The sequence below is a fragment of the Nocardia sp. FBN12 genome (genome assembly GCF_054031145.1).
In genome coordinates, this window is record NZ_CM132926.1 from 6,135,604 (window position 1) to 6,152,040 (window position 16,437).

The window sequence follows — 16,437 nt, forward strand, 5'->3', positions numbered from 1 at the left end:
TGGGCGACCGGAAAGAGGCGAGGTCCGGATCGCTACGGACCTCGCCTCTTGGTGTCGGCCTACTGCGCGGTCGACTTGAACCGGCGCAGGCGCAGGCTGTTGCTCACCACGAAGACCGAGCTGAACGCCATCGCGGCACCGGCCAGCATCGGGTTGAGCAGGCCCGCCATGGCCAGCGGGATCGCGGCCACGTTGTAGGCGAACGCCCAGAACAGGTTGCCCTTGATCGTGGCCAGGGTGCGCCGCGACAGGCGGATCGCGTCGGCGGCGGCGCGCAAGTCACCGCGGACGAGGGTGAGGTCGCTGGCCTCGATGGCGACGTCGGTGCCGGTGCCCATCGACAGGCCGAGGTCGGCCTGGGCCAGGGCGGCCGCGTCGTTGACGCCGTCACCGACCATGGCGACGACCTTGCCCTCGGCCTGCAGCCGCTTGACGGTCTCGACCTTGTCCTGCGGCAGCACCTCGGCGATGACCTCGTCGATGCCGACCTCGTCGCCGATGGTGCGGGCCGCGCGGGCATTGTCACCGGTGAGCAGGATCGGTGTCAGGCCGAGCTCGCGGAACTGCGCGATGGCCTGCGCCGACGTCGGTTTCACGGCATCGGCGACAACCAGCACGCCGCGCGCCTTACCGTCCCAGCCGATCGCGACCCCGGTCTTACCTGCCGATTCCGCTTCCGCCAGTGCGGTTTCCAGCTTCTCGTCGAGCGGCTGCGACCAGTCGGCCAGCAGTCGTGCCCGGCCGACGATCACCGCGTGCCCGTCGACCACGCCCTGCACGCCGAGGCCCTCGACATTGGCGAAGCCCTCCACCGAGGCCAGTGTGCCGAACTCGTCGCGTGCGCCCTTGGCGATCGCCTGTGCGATCGGGTGCTCCGACGAATCCTCCAGCGCACCAGCGAGTTCCAGCACCTTGTCACTCAGTTCGCCGTCGGCGGGGATCACGTCGAGCAGCGTCATCTTGCCGGTGGTGACGGTGCCGGTCTTGTCCAGCACGATGGTGTCGACCTTGCGGGTCGATTCCAGCACCTCGGGTCCCTTGATCAGGATGCCGAGCTGTGCGCCGCGTCCGGTGCCGACCATCAGCGCGGTCGGGGTGGCAAGGCCGAGGGCGCAGGGGCAGGCGATGATCAGCACCGCCACGCCTGCGGTGAAGGCCGCCGCGATGGAACCGCCTGTGCCGAGCCAGAATCCGAGCGTGGCGACGGCGAGCGCGATGACGATCGGGACGAAGATGCCGGAGATCTTGTCGGCCAGCCGCTGTGCCTGCGCCTTACCGGTCTGCGCGTCCTCGACGAGCTGTGCCATCTGGGCGAGTTGGGTGTCGGCGCCGATTCTGGTGGCACGCACGACGAGTCGGCCGCCGACATTCACGGTGGCGCCGGTGACGCCGTCGTCGACGCCGACCTCCACCGGCACGGACTCGCCGGTCAGCATGGACGCGTCGACCGCCGACGTGCCCTCGGTGATCACACCGTCGGTGGCGATCTTCTCGCCCGGCCGCACGATGAACTCATCACCGACGACCAACTGCTCCACCGGAATTCGCGTCTCGACCCCACCGCGCAGCACGGCGACATCCTTGGCGCCCATCTCGAGCAACGCCTTCAGCGCCGCGCCCGCGCGGCGCTTGGACCGTGCTTCGAAGTAGCGTCCGGCCAGGATGAACGTGGTCACACCCGCCGCGGCTTCGAGGTAGATGTTGCCGGAGCCGTCCATCCTGGCGACGGTGAATTCGAACGGGTGCGTCATCCCCGGCGTGCCCGCCGTGCCCCAGAACAGGGCATACAGCGACCAGCCGAGCGCGGCGAGCGTGCCCATCGACACCAGCGTGTCCATGGTGGCGGTGCCGTGCTTGAGGTTGGTCCACGCTGCCTTGTGGAAGGGCAGCGCGCCCCAGACCACGACCGGCGCGGCCAACGTGAGCGAGAGCCACTGCCAGTTGGTGAACTGCAGTGCGGGGATCATCGCCATGGCGATCACCGGGACGGTGAGGACCAGCGAGACCAGCAGGCGGGTGCGCAGCGTCGCGGTGGGGTCAGCTTCGGCGGCGGGCTCGTCGGTGGTCTCCGGCTTCTTCGGCGCGGGGAGTGCCGCGGTGTAGCCGGCTTGCTCGACGGTGGAGATCAGTTCCTCGGGGGAGACGTCACCGGTGAAGTCGACGCGTGCCTTCTCGGTCGCGTAGTTGACCGTGGCGGTGACCCCGTCGAGCTTGTTGAGCTTCTTCTCGATCCGGTTCGCGCAGGAAGCGCACGTCATGCCACCGATCACCAGTTCTACCTGGCCGGTGCCCGGTGGGTGTGTCACGGTGGTCATGGGGTGCTCCTTCGTTCCTGATAGCAATTCTTGCGCCAGAGATAGCGGGTGAAAAGGGTGGGGTCAGTGGCCGTGGCCGGGGGTGCCGTGGTCGGCGGGTGTGCTGGTTGGGGCGGGGTTGCCTGCGCCGGTGGCGTTCGGCGTGGCGACGTTCACGGTGAACTCGGCGGTGCGGACCACGCCCTGGTGCTGGAAGTCCAGGAACAGGCGGTAGTCGCCGGTGCTCGGTGCGTTCACCACGAAGTCGATGCCGGGGCCGGCGGGGGTGACCCCGTCGCCCGGTGTCCCCTCCGGGTGAACATGCAGGTAGGCGAGGTCGGCGGCACGGAGTGCGACCAGGTGACCATAGGCGCCGAGGTAGGGCTGGAGGTCGGTGACCGGTGCGCCGTTGCGGCTGACCGAGAGCGTCACCTGCGATGCCGTGCCCGGGGTGACCGTGCCGTTCAGCGCGACCGTGTACTCGCCGACCTGGGCGGTGGTGGCGGGGGCAGGGAGCGCCTGCACGTCGTAGTTGCCCGCGACCCGCAGATCGGCGCCGAGTGTCAGGTTCGACCCGCCCTCGGGGGTGAAGTCGGCATAGACCCGGTAGTCACCGCCCCGGCTGAGGTTCAGCGGAACGGTCCAGGTCCCGGCCGGATCGAGCACCGGGTGGACGTGCTGGAAGCCCGCCATGTCGCGGCGGACCACGATCAGGTGCAGGTCCTTGTCGTGGCTGTTCACGTACTTCGTGACCGGTGCGCCGTTCGCGTCGAGGATGCGAAAGCTGGTCGGCGATTGTGGGCTGGTGGTGGTGTTCGGCTTGTCCAGGGCGAGCGTGTAGCCCTGATCCGTGGCGAGCAGCCCGCCGGGTAGATCGGCGGACGGTGCCGCCGTGGTCGAGTGTTCGCCGTGCCCGGCCGGTTCGGAGGGTTCCGGACCGACCAGGGCGCCGGCCGCCAGAGCGATCCCGAAGACCGCCGCGAGGCCGAGGGTGAATCCGGCGAACTTGCCTGTTGCGTTCATCGGGATGCTCCGCTTTCAGTCTGCGAGTTGGAAGCCGGCCGCGGTGACGGCGTCGGCGAGGGCGGTGCGTTCGGGTTCGGTGCCTTCGATGGTCACCGAACCGTCGGCCAGGTCGACGTCGACACCGGTGACGCCGGGCAGGGCGCCGACCTTGTCGCGGACCTTGTTGACACAGCAACCGCAGGTCATGCCGTTGACGGTGACGGTGGTGGTGCTCATGGAACTCTCCTCGTTTCGCTCTTGATTATTACCATACCCCCCTAGGGTACTTTGTCAAACAGTCGCGTCGGCTTTGTCCGCCGCCGGGGTGCGCATGACCGCGGCGGTGATACCCGCACCGGCCAGTGCCAGTACCCCGGCCCCGAGGAAGGCCGCGGAGTAGCCGTCGGTCAGCGCCGAGGCGTCGCCGAGCTTCCCCGCGCCGAACGCGGCAGCCACCGCCGTCATCGCGGCAAGGCCGAGCGCGGAACCCACCTGGTAGCTCACGTTGACGATGCCCGAGGCGAGCCCGCCTTCCTCGGGTCGCGCCGCCGAGATGGCGGTGCCGAGCGAGGGGATGAACGCCAGCGACATACCCCCCGCGGCTATCAGCGAGGCGGGCAGCACGTCGACCCAGAAGTTGCCGGTCGGCCGCACCAGCGACATGACCCCGAGCCCGAGGCCGAGCACGATCAGGCCGGTGACGATCATCGGCTTGGCACCGAACCGCTGCATCGCCTTCGGGGCGAGCACCACCATGCCGAGCATGATCAGCGTGGTCATCGGCAGCAGTGCCGCACCCGAGGGGAACGCGCTGTACCCGAGCACCTGCTGCAGATGCAGGTTGAGGAAGAACCACATCGGCACCCACGCGGCGGCCAGCGCGAACTGCGCGAAGTTGGCAGCGGCGAGGTTCGGTGCGCGGAAGATGCTCAGCCGCATGAGCGGCTCGTTGCGCCGGGACTGGATGGCGACGAAGCCGGCCAGCAGTGCGGCGGCCAGGGCCAGCACACCCAAGGTCTCACCCGACGCCCAACCGACCTCCGGTGCCTGCACGATCGCGTACACCGCGGCCGCCAAACCGGCTGTCACAGTGACGGATCCGGCGATATCGATGGATCCCTTCCTGGCCGGTGCGGCGGGCATCAGCAGTGGCACGGCGATCAGCGCGAGCACCGCGATCGGAATGTTGATGTAGAAGACCCAGGGCCAGCTGATGTATTCGGTGATCACGCCACCGAGGAACACGCCTGCGGTACCACCCGCGGGTGCGGCCGCGCCATATACGGCGAGCGCCTTGGTGAGTTCCTTCGGTGAGCCGCCGAACAGCATCATCAGCAGGGTGAGCGCGGAAGGTGCGATCAGCGCCGCGCCACCGCCTTGGATCGCCCGCCCCGCCAGCTCGACGCCGACATTGCCCGCGGCACCGGCGATGACGGAGCCGATGCCCAGTACCACCCACCCCGCGGCGAATACCCGGCGAGCGCCGAGCAGGTCGGAGAGCCTGCCACCGAGCAGCAGCAGGCCGCCGAAGGCAACCACGTAGGCGTTGAACACCCACGTCAGATTCCCCGGCGTGAACCCGAGCTCGGCCTGCATCTTCGGCAGCGCGATCCCGATGATCGAAGTGTCCATGATGACCATGAACTGCGCGGCGGCGATCACCGCCAGCGCCCACCACTTCCGGGTGGATTGCGATTGCGTAGTCACGACTTTCGTCCTTTCGAGCGGAATGCATCTCGTGTGCTCGGTACCATACCCCCCTAGGGTATTAACTTGTCAAGCAAAAACCCGGCTCGCGTGACGATGCGAGCCGGGTCGGAGTGCTGCCCGGAACTAGTCGGCGTGAAGGTTGCGCGCCGTGGGGGAGGTCGGAGTCGTGGCGGGGTCCGGGGCGGTGCCGAGTACGCGGTCGGCGGTGCCGGAGGTGGTCACGGTGAACCAGTAGTGCTCGTTCTTGTAGTGGTGATGGCGGTGGTTGCGCCAAATAGCCCGGTACAGCGCATGTTGGGGCTTGTAGTCGGTGTGAATCAGGTAGTGGGTCCACTCGTAGAGCAGGCCGAGTGTGGTGATGGTCAGCAGGAAGGTGAGTCCGAGGCCTGTGCGAGGGAAGGCAAGTAGGGCGATCGCGACCAGGGCGACGATGGTGAGCAACAGCGACTTCGGCGGAATGAAGATCAGTGGGATGTCACGGGGGTCGACGTGGTGCTCGCGGTGTTTGCGGGCCAGCTCGCTGTCGATGGTCAGGGGTCCGAGATGCCTTGGTCGCCAGTGCAACACGGTGACGTGGATGATCCACTCGATGAGCGGGAACATGGCCGCGATCACCACCGGGACCATGGCGTCGGTGAGCTGCCAATCACCGACCGCGAATCGGGCTGCCAGCGTGGCGACGAATACCGTGGCGATCATCCACGGAGACGGATGCCGAAGGAATTCGTGCGCCGCCGCGCGCAACGTCAAGCTGCGGCGGACCGTGCGGGCGGAGTGCGACGTCGTTGTCGGACGGTCATTCATCATGGTGTTTCCTCGGGTGGATCATGCCCCGTCGAGGGCGGAGATGAGGGCGGTGGTCGCCGGCTCGAGCAGTGCTCGGGCGGTGTCGGCGGCCCGTTCCGGCTCGCCCGCGGCGATCGCGGCGGCCAGGTCTCGATAGGCGTCGGCGTTGCCCACCTCGGCGGACATGATCGGCGCCAGCGCGGCCAATGCGGGTTCATAGGCGGCGCGCAGCATGGAATACATCAGCCGAAAGGCGATCGAATCGGCGAGATCGAGGATGTGGTCCCAGAATTCGAGCGCTATCCGCTGCTGGAGCAGTGGATCCGATTCGGCGGCAAGCGAATCGGCGGATTCGCCCAGCAGCGCCAATTCGCCCTCGATCCGCGGCTCGACGGCCCCCCGCGATCGAACCCGCGCGGCGGCGAGCTCGGCGATCTTCGGCCCGTTGTGCAACCGCGCCTCGAGAATGCTGCGAGCCACCGCCGGATCGATGGAATCCCCCCGGAGCAACAGTCGCGGCAGCACCTCCAGCCCAGCGCTGCGCCGATAATCGAGCACAGTCGTCGCCTCGCCTTGCCGCACGGCAACCAGCCCCGCCGCCGCCAACCGCTGCAACGCCTCCCGTACCGCGGGCCGTGATACCCCCAACGCCTCGGCCAACTGCCGCTCACTCGGCAACGTGCTGCCCACCGCCAACTCCCCACCCAGCACCTCGGCGGCGATCTGCTCGAACACATCACCGGAAACCGACCGCTTCACCACAGGAGTCCACGCCATACCCCCATCGTGCCGCGAATAGGTCAGGAGGTCAAGTGGTCATACCAGTCGCCGAGGGCTATCGTATGCTTGCGCATCCCGTCTCGAACGTTCATTATCTACTCATGTTCACCTTGAATGAACGTCAAGGAATGATGAACATCCTTGACGCGGCGATGAGCCATCTCGATGCCCGTGGAATTTCCTTCGAGACATTGGAGACCACTGAGCGGCCTGGCTCCGGTTCCGATCTGATCGCGCGCCTCGATGCGGGCTCGCGCGGTGATCGAACGTATGCCGTTGAAATCCGCGGACGAATCACCAGCTCGGTCGCTCGTGCGCTGCCGTCGACCGAGCTACCACTGCTCCTGGTAGCACCACATATTTCGCGTGAGGCGGCAGAAGTTCTGCAGCGCCGCGAAATCGACTTTGTAGACACGGTCGGCAACATGACCCTTGCCTGGCCATCGCTGTATGTGTGCGTCGTAGGCAATTCGGGACGCTCCACGGCGAGACCAGCGTCCGCACGCGCTCCACGAGCATTCAGCCCAGCAGGTGCGAAGGTGCTGTTCACGCTGCTCAGCTGGAGCGATGCGATCAACATGCCCTTGCGCTATATTGCCGAGCGCAGTGGGACGTCTCTCGGAACCGCACAGATCGTCATGAGCGAGCTGGAACGCAGTGGCTATGTGGCGTCGGTCGGTGAACGACGGCAGCTTCTAAATGGGCGCGAGCTACTTGACCGCTGGACAGAGGCATTTTCCACTGCTGTCGTGCCACGGATCAGCATGGCGGATTTCGCCGACAACTCCAATGCCTGGTGGTTGGAAGCGATGTCTGCCCTTCTTGTCGAGAGGGCGCAATTAGGAGGTGAAGCGGCGGGCTCGCAACTGGATTCCGAGCTCCGCTCGACGACAGGCATCCTCTATGTGGACGTCCTGCCCCGAGCGCTCGCCGCCGAGCGTCGGTGGCATCGTGCCGGTGACGAACCGAATGTGATTATTCGACAGCGGTTTTGGAGGCCGACTGAGCCACTTGATCCGCTGGTGCCGAGCACGTTGATCTTTGCCGACATGTGGGCATCTGGCGATTCGCGTCAACGCGCTCATGCTGAAAGGATCAGAAAAGGTGACCCTCGACTTGTCGAGATCGACAGATCTTGAGATCAACCTGGCTGCAACAGTCCTTCGAGAATTGGACGCTGTCGCAAGCCGGACCGGAGTCGACTTCCTGGTTGTCGGCGCTACTGCACGGAACATGTTGGCGCACAGCATTACCGGTGCGACTCCCGAACGAGCAACCCATGACGTGGATATCGCCGTCGGCGTTGCAGACTGGGACGAAGTGTGGCAACTCGGTTCGATGTTCGGCGCCCAAGATCGGCATTCGCATCGGATCGCCATCGGTGGCATTCCCGTCGATATCATCCCCTGTGGTGCGATCGAAGCCGCTGACCGGACTGTCGCTTGGCCGGGTGATTTCACGATGAACACGCTGGGATTCCGTGAAGCTTTCGGCTCTGCGGAGACAGTCTTGCTCCCTGGTCAACTCGTGGTCCGAATCCCTTCGATCGCCGCGCAGGTGCTTTTGAAACTGGTCGCGTGGTTCGACCGGCACTGGACCAGTACGAAGGATGCGGTCGACCTGCGGACGATGCTCGAATGGAGTGACACGGCGCAGCTCCTCGAGGAGTTGTACGAGAGCCATTTCGGCTTAGTCGAGATGTATGACTACGACACTGCGCTAGCAGGCGCCCACAGGATTGGCAACGCTATCGCGGCCCTCCTCGGTGTACCTGAACTAGCCCAGGTCAGAGCGATGGTTCAGGATCCTCCGCTGCAGGTCCGTCTTGCTCGGGACATGCGTGGAGTCTTCGATCGGTCGCACGAGCGACTCATCGCGCTGACCAGAGGGATCGGCGAGCGCGAACCGCGGTTGTCGACGGACTCCGGCACGTCGGACCGATGACTCGAGTTCATTCTAGTTCGCTGTTCATTCGGAATGAACGCATCACAGGAATAGTCACGAGGTAGAAAGACGAGGTCAGCTGGGGTCGGACCCGCGGATGGCGGAAAGCCAGGTGAAGGCCGCGGCGGCGACCGTGGTGGCGGCGACGAACGCGCCGAGTCCACCGCTCATGACATAGACCCAGAGCAGGCCGACGAGCGGAGCGCCGATCGCCGGCTGGACGTCGAGGATCAGCCTGCGGGCGATCCCGAACACGGGTGGATCGGTGGGCCGCGAGGGATTGTCGACGAGCTTGCCCGTCGGCTCGGTGGTGCGGACACGACCCGAGGGATAAAAGCGCGCATCCCCATGATGGATAGCTCGCCCGGTCAATTCCAGGTCGGTTGGAGTGAGCGCCGACAGCACCGGCTCATAGAAAACCGGCTGCCACACCATCCGATCCCCACTGCTTATCTCCAGCCACGACCGACTGACCAGCCGATACTGCTGCCGAACCCGCCTACCACGCACTGTCCCCGTCGCAACCAACCCTGACGGAAACACCCCGAACGCAAGCCCCAATTGATAAGCGGTGTAAGCGAGTACAGCGAGACCGACCACCGCGAGCGCACTCACCTGATCGAGATCCGCAAACGGCACCCACCCGGCGATGACCGCGAGGGTGCCGCTCGTGACGAGCAGCGGATAGACGAGTGCGCGCGCCGGGCCGGAACTCACTTCAGGAAGCCGACCTTGGTGTAGTCGGCCGAGGCGAGGCCGAAGGCGCCGTAGTTGGCGAGGTCTGCCCGCGCCGCGTACGTACCCGAAGCCTGTTGCAGCGGAATCGAATAGCCTTCGGCGAAGATCATCTGGTCGCATTGATTCGCCAGCTCGCGCGCCTTGTCCGGGTCGAGTTCGGCGATGGTGCGCTCGATCAGGGCGTTGAGTTCCGGTGAGCCGATCCGAGCCTTGTTGGACTGCAGGTTGTTCGGGTCATAGGCGTAGATCTGCGGCAACGCGCCCAAGGGGAGATAGCTACCGCCCCACGTGAATTGTGCGAGTTCGAAGTTGCCCGGATCGATCACATCTTTGAAAAGGCCACTGCCCGGGATGGTCTGGATGTTCAGCTTCACCCCGATCTGGGCCAGATTCTGCTGCACGATCTGCGCGGTCTGGACCCAACCGTCCTGCTGGTACATCACGTCGCGGAGTTCGAGACGGCGGCCGTCCTTCTCGCGCACGTCGCCGTTGAGCTTCCATCCGAGGTCGTCGAGCATCTTCGCCGCGGCGGTTGGGTCGAAGGAGATGGGTCCCGAATTGTCCTGGTACCCCTTTTGCCCCTGCATGAAGATGTGGTTGTTGAGGGGCTTCGGATCCTCGACGACGCCATTCTGGGCGGCGTTGACAATGCCCTGCCGGTCGATCGCCTTGGAGATCGCGATCCGCACCTGCGGATCTTCGAGCAGCGAACCCGGCGCGCCGTTGAACGTGATGTGTGACCAGCTTGGTTCCGGCGTGCGCCGCAGCTCTACGCCCGCTGCCTGCTTCGCGCCGGTGACATTTTCGATGCCCGACATGTAGGCGATGTCGAGTTCGTTGTTCTGGATCGCGGGCAGCCACGCCGAACTGTCGAGCACGCTGAAAGTGATGGTGTCGAGTTTGGGCGTCGCACCCCACCAGGCCGGATTGCGGGTCAGCGTGATTCGGTTCTGTCCACGATCGAGCGTGCCGATCTGGAACGGGCCCGCGCTCACGGCGAGCCCATTGCGATCACGGTCGTTGAACGCAGCGGCGGACTCGGTGGCGGCCTTCGGATAGAGCGGGCTGAACTGCCCCTGCCATTCGGCATAGGGCTGGGAGAAGGTGACGATCGCCTGCCGGTCGTCGACACCACGCTCGACCTTCTCCACCCGCTCGAAACCGCTGGTCGACGACATCAGATAAGCGGTGTCGCGCCCGCTCAGCGCCGCCGCCTGCGATCGCATGTCCTCCCAGGTGATCGGCGTCCCGTCGGTCCACACAGCCTTCGGATTGATCGTGTAGGTCACCTGCTGCGGGTTGTCGCCGGTGAGCTGGATATCGGTGTAATAGTCGTGGTTGATCGACAGCTCACCGGCGGCATTGCTGGTGTACGCCACCGGCAGCATCGGCTCGATCACATCGCCGGTGCTGTCAGTACCGCCGTCGACGTGCAGATAGTTGAACGATTCCGGGAACGAACTCAACACCAGCCGCAGATTGCCGCCATCGCGCAGATCCGCCACATCATGAGCGTTGATGTCATTGGTGCTGCCGATGGTCGCGGTGCCTGGTGTGACGCCGTTATCAGAGGAGCAGCCCGACAGAATCAGGCCGACTGCCACGCACGGAACTGCGAACTTGGTACCTAGCGCGCGAATTCGCACAGTGGTCCTTCCTTTCCGCGCGTGGCGGAGGTCTACTTCACGAAGCCGATCTTGGTGTAGTCGTAGGTTGCCAATCCAGGCGAGCCGATGTTGGCGAGCGTGGTGCGGGCGCCGACGCTGCCGTCGGACTGCATCAGGGGCAGGGAGTGGCCCTCCTCGAAGACCTTGCGGTCGACCTGGTTCGCGAGCTCGATGGACTTCGCGGGGTCCAGTTCGGTGAGGGTTTGTTCGATGAGGGCGTTGAGTTCGGGGGAGCCGATGCGGCCGTAGTTGCCCTGGAGGTCGTTGGGGTCGTAGTAGTAGATCTGGCGGATGCTGCTCAGGGGGAAGGGGTCGCCCTGGTAGATGTACTGGGCGGCGTCGAAGTCGCCGGGCTGGATGACGTCGGTGAAAAGGCCCGCGGCGGGCTTGGTGTCGATGTTCAGCTGGACGCCGATGGCAGCCAGGTTCTGCTGGATGATCTGGGCTACCTGGACCCAGGTGGGGTCGTTGTACATGACGTCGCGGATCACCAGCTTGCGGCCGTCCTTCTCGCGCACCGCGCCGTTGAGTTTCCAGCCGAGCGCGTCGAGTTGCGCGGCGGCGGCGGTGGGGTCGAAGCCGAGACTGTTGTCCTGGTAGCCCTTTTGGCCCTGGAGGAAGACGTGGTTGTTCAGCGGCTTCGGGTCTTCGACCAGCCCGTTCTGCAAGGCGTTCACGATGCCGACGCGGTCGATCGCCTTCGAAATCGCCACGCGCACCCCTTCTTCGGCCAGAATCGAGCCGGGCGCGCCGTTGAAGGTGATGTGGCGCCAGCGATTACCGGGAGCGCGCCGCACGACGAGACCTTCGGTGCCGCGCACGGTTTTCACGTCGTCGATGGTGGTCAGGCGAATGAGGTCGATTTCGTTGTTCTGTAGTGCCTGAACCCATGACTCGTGGCCGAGCACGCTGTATGTGATGGTGTCGAGTACTGGTTTGTCGCCCCACCATTTAGGGTTGCGGCCCAGGGTGATTCGACCCTGACCGCGGTCGGTGTCGCTGACGATGAACGGCCCGGCGGTGAGCGTGATCGCATCGGTGAGGCTGGTGTTGAAAGCCTCCGGCGTGCTGGTCACCGACTTCGGGTAGAGGGCGGAGTTGCCGGAGAACTGGCCGCGCCAGTCGGCGTAGGGCTTGCTGAAGGTGAGGACGGCCTGCTGGTCGTCGACGCCGCGCTCCACCTTGTCGACGAATTCGAAACCGTTGGTGATCGCGATCAGGTAGCTCTTGTCGCGCCCGCTCAGCGCGTGCGCTTGCGCGGCGAGGTCCTCCCAGGTGATCGGCGAACCATCCGACCAGACCGCTTTCGGGTTGATCGAATACGTCACCTGCATCGGGTCGGTGCCGGTCAGCTGGATATCGGTGAAGAAATCGGTGTTGATGCTGAGCTGGCCCGCCGCGTCGATGTCGAAGGAACGCGGCATCATCGTCCACACGATCTCGCCGATCTCACCGTTGTTGCCGTCGTTGGACAGGATGTTCCAGTTGGCGGGGTAGTCGGTGGTGGCCAGGCGCAGGTTGCCACCCTCGCGAAGCTGCTCGCGTGGGGTGGGGTTCACATCACTGGTGCTGCCGATCGCATCGCTGAGACCGCTGGCCGACTCCCCGCCGCCCCCACAACCGGCCACGATCATCCCCGCTGCCACTACCACAGCGGCACAGCGCAATCGGGCTCCGCGTGCGTGCATGCGTCGGGTTCTCATGGCACCTCCTGCTCGGCTCCTACCCGCTGACAACGGGTTCCGGTACGGCCGCGATGAGCGAACGTGTGTATTCGTGCTGAGGATCGGCGAAAATCCGCTCGGCCGGACCGGATTCGACGATCTTGCCCTGCAGCATCACCGCGATGTCGTGGGCGAGATTGCGCACCACCGACAGGTCGTGGGAGACGAACAGATAGGACAGTCCCCGCTCGGCCTGCAGATCACGCAACAGGTTGAGCACGCCGGCCTGGATCGACACGTCCAACGACGAAACGGGCTCGTCGAGGACAAGCAGCTGGGTGTCGAGGGCCAGCGCGCGGGCGATGCTGATGCGCTGCTTCTGTCCACCGGAGAAATCCGACGGGTAGCGATCGGCGTGCTCGGGCCGCAATCCGACCTGCCGCAACAACTCCGGTACGCGCCGATTGACCTCTTCGCGAGACCGGCCGTCGATGCGCAGTGGCTCGGCGAGGACGTCGAAGATCGGCAGGCGCGGGTCGAGGGAGGAGCTGGGGTCCTGGAAGACGATCTGCATCTTGCGCCGGATCTCGCGGGTGCGCGCCTTGGTGAGGGTGGCGACATCGTTGCCGAGCACCTCGATGCTGCCCGACTGCGGCCGCGCCAGGTCCATGATCTGCGACAGCGTGGTCGACTTGCCCGAACCGGATTCGCCGACCAGCGCGAGGGTGCGGCCCGCGCGCACCGAGAAGCTGATGCCGTCGACCGCGCGGACCTCGCCGGTGCGCCGCCGCAGCAGCACACCGGAGGTGAGCGGGAAGGTCTTCACCAGGTCGGTGACGCGCAGGACCACGTCGTCGTCGGTGCGGTCGGGGCGCGCCGGGGCGGGGATCTCCTCGCGGTAGGCCTCGAAGAGCTGGTGCGTGCCGACCTCGGCGGTGCGAATGCAGGCCACCGCGTGACCGGGGCTCACCTTCTCCAGCGGAGGTTCGGCGGCGGTGCAGTCGCCGATCGAGACCGGGCAGCGTGGCGCGAACGAGCAACCCGGCGGCAGGGCGTGCATGGCCGGTGGCGCACCGAGGATCGGGATCAGCGGCGTGCGCGGTGGGCCGTCCATGCGCGGAATCGAACCGAGCAGGCCGACGGTGTACGGCATCCGTGGCGCCGCGAAAAGCTCGGTGACAGGCGCTGTTTCGACAATTCTGCCCGCGTACATCACTGCGACGCGGTCGGCGACGGTCGCCGCGATCCCCATGTCGTGGGTGATCATGATGACGCCGGCGCCGGTGATATCCCTGGCTTTCCGCAGCAGGTCGAGGATCTGGGCCTGCACCGTCACGTCGAGCGCGGTGGTCGGTTCGTCGCAGATGATCAGGGCGGGATCGTTGGCGATGGCCATGGCGATCACCACGCGCTGGCGCATGCCGCCGGAGAACTCGTGCGGGAACGCCCTGGAACGGGCCATGGCATCGGTGATGCCGACGAGTTCGAGCAGCTCGATCGCCCGGTCGCCCGCGTCCTTTCGGCTCATCTTGCCGTGTGCGAGCAGGGCTTCCGCGATCTGATCACCGACCCGATACACCGGCGTCAGCGCGGAGAGCGGATCCTGGAAGACCATGCTGATCGAGGAACCACGCAGCTTCGACAGCTGTTTGTCGCCGAGTCCGAGCAGTTCGCGACCGCGCAGGCGCACCGATCCCTGCACCCGCGCCTGGTCGGGCAGCAGGCCGATCACCGCGAGCGAGGACACCGACTTGCCGGAACCGGACTCGCCGACGATGGCCAGCACCTCGCCGTCGGCGACGGTGTAGTTCACCCCGCGCACGGCCTCGACGCGGCCTTCCTCGCCGGGGAACGAAACCCGCAGGTCGGTGACTTCGAGCAGGGGCGCGGTCGACGCGGTCATCGCTTCTCGGCTTTCTTCAACTCCACCTTCGCCTGGTCCTTGTGCTCGGCGACCTCCTTGCGGGCTCTGCGCGCGCCACGGGCACCGGGGTCGAAGGCGTCGCGCAGGCCGTCGCCGACCAGGTTGGCGCACAACACGATCGTGATCAGCAGGCCACCGGCGAACAGGAACAACCACGGGTAGGTGAGCGCCGATTTGGTGCCGGCCGCGATCAGCGAACCCAGCGACACATCCGGCGGCTGCACGCCGAAACCCAGGAAGCTCAAACCGGTTTCGGCGCTGATCGCCGCGCCGACCGCGAGGGTGGTGTCGATGATCAGGATCGAGGCGATGTTCGGGATGATGTGGCTGATGATGACCGTGCGGGTAGGCGCGCCCATATACCGTGCGGCGCGGACGAATTCGCGCTCACGCAGGCTCAGCGTGAGGCCGCGGATGATGCGGGCGGCGATCATCCACCCGAACACGCTCAGCAGCACGATCAGGATCACGATCGAACCGGAACCCTTGGTGCGCGGAGCGAACAGCGCGATGATCATGAAGGCGGGGACCACGAGCAGCAGGTCGACCAGCCACATGATGGCGCGGTCGGTCCAGCCGCCGAGCAGCCCGGCCACCGCACCCGCTGTCGCGGCGATGATGCTGGAGAAGAACGCCACGCAGAAGCCGATGATCAGCGACTTCTGCAGTCCGCGCATGGTCTGGGCGAGGACGTCCTGGCCGATCTGGGTGGTGCCGAAGGGGTGCTCGGGACTCGGCGGTTTCATCAGCGCCTTGTAGTCCATCTGCTGGTAGTCCCACGGCAGCAGCGGCGGCAACGCGAAGCTGGCCACGAGCAGCAGCAACAGGATCGCCGCGCCGACCACGGCGGGCTTGTTGCGCAGGAACCGGCGCCACACCAGTTTGCGCCGCCCGGCGGCGGCCGCCTCGGGGGCGCCGACGACGATGAGTTCGGTTTCGGTCATGAGACGCGCACCCTCGGGTCGAGCAGGGCGAGCACGACATCGGAGAGCAGCCCCGACACCAGCACCACCAGTCCGGCGAACGCGGTCACCGTCACCACCACGTAGAGGTCCTGGGCATTGATCGAATCGATGAGCCATTCACCCACGCCGTGCCAGCCGAAGATCTTCTCCACGAAGGTGGCGCCGGTGATCAGCCCGCCGAGGCTGTAGGCGAACAGGGTGGCCATCGGGATCAGCGCGGTGCGCAGGCCGTGTTTGTAGAGCGCCCGATTACGGGTCAGGCCTTTGGCTCTGGCGGTTCGGATGAAATCGCTGTGCAGCACGTCGAGCATGGCGTTGCGCTGGTAGCGGCTGTATCCCGCCATGGCGCCGAGTGCCAGCGCCAAGGTGGGCAGCACCAAATGTTGTGCACGGTCGACCATTTGGTTCCAGAATCCGGTGATCTGGGTGGCCGAGGTCTCACCGGTGTAGAGGAAGATCTGCGAACCGGTCATCGTATTGATCTGCAGCGCACCGTATTTCAGCAGCGTCGCCAGCAAGAAGATCGGTGTCGAAATGATCAGCAGCGACAGCACCGTCGAGAAATAGTCACTGAACCTGTACTGCCTGATCGCGCCCGCGGCACCGATCAGCACGCCGAGCACCGTCCCGATGATCGACCCGAGAATCAGCAGCCGCAGACTCACCGCCACCCGCCTGCCCAGTTCCTCGCTCACCGGCTGCCCCGCCAGGGTGGTCCCGAAATCCCCTTGCACGACGCCGCCGAGCCAGGTGAGATAGCGCTGTGGGATCGGCTCGTCGAGATGCAACTGTTCGGCCTTGGCGTCGATCACCGACTGCGGCGGGCGCGGATTTCGCTGCTCGAGGCTCTCGAGCGGGTTGAACGTGAGCGAGGCGAGGCTGAACGTCAGAAACGATGCCAGCAGAAGGAGCACAACGTAGTTGAGTGTGCGTCGCAACAGGAAGCCGGTCATCAGTCCC

At 65.7% G+C, this 16,437-nt stretch carries 14 protein-coding genes; 2 read left to right on the forward strand and 12 right to left on the reverse strand.

The window, feature by feature from the left end; translation table 11 throughout:
- Positions 1-59 precede the first annotated feature (59 nt).
- The 6 genes from ACWZHB_RS28965 to ACWZHB_RS28990 all read right to left on the reverse strand — a co-directional run bounded on the left by ACWZHB_RS28965 (position 60) and on the right by ACWZHB_RS28990 (position 6,572).
- Complete coding sequence (locus ACWZHB_RS28965) at positions 60-2,315, reverse strand: heavy metal translocating P-type ATPase (protein WP_427904924.1); 2,256 nt, start codon at positions 2,313-2,315, stop codon at positions 60-62.
- Positions 2,316-2,378: 63 nt separating this feature from the next.
- Positions 2,379-3,317, reverse strand: coding sequence for a hypothetical protein (locus tag ACWZHB_RS28970; protein ID WP_427904925.1), 939 nt, complete (start codon positions 3,315-3,317; stop codon positions 2,379-2,381).
- 15 nt (positions 3,318-3,332) lie between these two features.
- Complete coding sequence (locus ACWZHB_RS28975; protein ID WP_427904926.1) at positions 3,333-3,536, reverse strand: heavy-metal-associated domain-containing protein; 204 nt, start codon at positions 3,534-3,536, stop codon at positions 3,333-3,335.
- A 54-nt stretch (positions 3,537-3,590) separates the two neighbouring features.
- The gene (locus ACWZHB_RS28980) at positions 3,591-5,006 is read right to left on the reverse strand and encodes an MFS transporter (RefSeq protein WP_427904927.1); all 1,416 of its coding nucleotides are present in this window, start codon (positions 5,004-5,006) and stop codon (positions 3,591-3,593) included.
- 126 nt (positions 5,007-5,132) lie between these two features.
- Positions 5,133-5,816, reverse strand: coding sequence for a sterol desaturase family protein (locus tag ACWZHB_RS28985; protein ID WP_427904928.1), 684 nt, complete (start codon positions 5,814-5,816; stop codon positions 5,133-5,135).
- An 18-nt stretch (positions 5,817-5,834) separates the two neighbouring features.
- Positions 5,835-6,572, reverse strand: coding sequence for a FadR/GntR family transcriptional regulator (locus tag ACWZHB_RS28990; protein WP_427904929.1), 738 nt, complete (start codon positions 6,570-6,572; stop codon positions 5,835-5,837).
- Between the two features lie 35 nt (positions 6,573-6,607).
- On the opposite strand from ACWZHB_RS28990, the gene ACWZHB_RS28995 reads away from it, so the two are divergent.
- On the forward strand, positions 6,608-7,714 hold the full coding sequence (locus ACWZHB_RS28995; protein ID WP_427904930.1) for a type IV toxin-antitoxin system AbiEi family antitoxin: 1,107 nt from the start codon (positions 6,608-6,610) through the stop codon (positions 7,712-7,714).
- Complete coding sequence (locus tag ACWZHB_RS29000; protein ID WP_427904931.1) at positions 7,680-8,519, forward strand: hypothetical protein; 840 nt, start codon at positions 7,680-7,682, stop codon at positions 8,517-8,519. Before ACWZHB_RS28995 ends, ACWZHB_RS29000 begins: the two co-directional genes overlap by 35 nt.
- A gap of 75 nt (positions 8,520-8,594) precedes the next feature.
- Here the strand turns inward: ACWZHB_RS29000 and ACWZHB_RS29005 are convergent, their stop codons facing one another.
- From ACWZHB_RS29005 to ACWZHB_RS29030, 6 genes are read right to left on the reverse strand one after another with little or no spacing between them, the layout of a single operon-like run.
- Entirely contained in the window at positions 8,595-9,236 is a 642-nt protein-coding gene (locus ACWZHB_RS29005; RefSeq protein ID WP_427904932.1) for a hypothetical protein, read from the reverse strand.
- Entirely contained in the window at positions 9,233-10,903 is a 1,671-nt protein-coding gene (locus tag ACWZHB_RS29010) for an ABC transporter family substrate-binding protein (RefSeq protein WP_427904933.1), read from the reverse strand. The genes ACWZHB_RS29005 and ACWZHB_RS29010 overlap by 4 nt, the downstream gene beginning before the upstream one ends.
- A gap of 32 nt (positions 10,904-10,935) precedes the next feature.
- Positions 10,936-12,612: an ABC transporter family substrate-binding protein gene (locus tag ACWZHB_RS29015; RefSeq protein ID WP_427909340.1), complete on the reverse strand. Its 1,677-nt coding sequence runs from the start codon at positions 12,610-12,612 to the stop codon at positions 10,936-10,938.
- A gap of 34 nt (positions 12,613-12,646) precedes the next feature.
- The gene (locus ACWZHB_RS29020; RefSeq protein ID WP_427904934.1) at positions 12,647-14,491 is read right to left on the reverse strand and encodes an ABC transporter ATP-binding protein; all 1,845 of its coding nucleotides are present in this window, start codon (positions 14,489-14,491) and stop codon (positions 12,647-12,649) included.
- The gene (locus tag ACWZHB_RS29025; protein WP_427904935.1) at positions 14,488-15,456 is read right to left on the reverse strand and encodes an ABC transporter permease; all 969 of its coding nucleotides are present in this window, start codon (positions 15,454-15,456) and stop codon (positions 14,488-14,490) included. Before ACWZHB_RS29025 ends, ACWZHB_RS29020 begins: the two co-directional genes overlap by 4 nt.
- Positions 15,453-16,430 carry an ABC transporter permease gene (locus ACWZHB_RS29030; RefSeq protein ID WP_427904936.1) on the reverse strand — a complete coding sequence of 326 codons (978 nt, stop codon included), beginning with the start codon at positions 16,428-16,430 and terminating at the stop codon, positions 15,453-15,455. The genes ACWZHB_RS29025 and ACWZHB_RS29030 overlap by 4 nt, the downstream gene beginning before the upstream one ends.
- Positions 16,431-16,437: the final 7 nt, after the last annotated feature.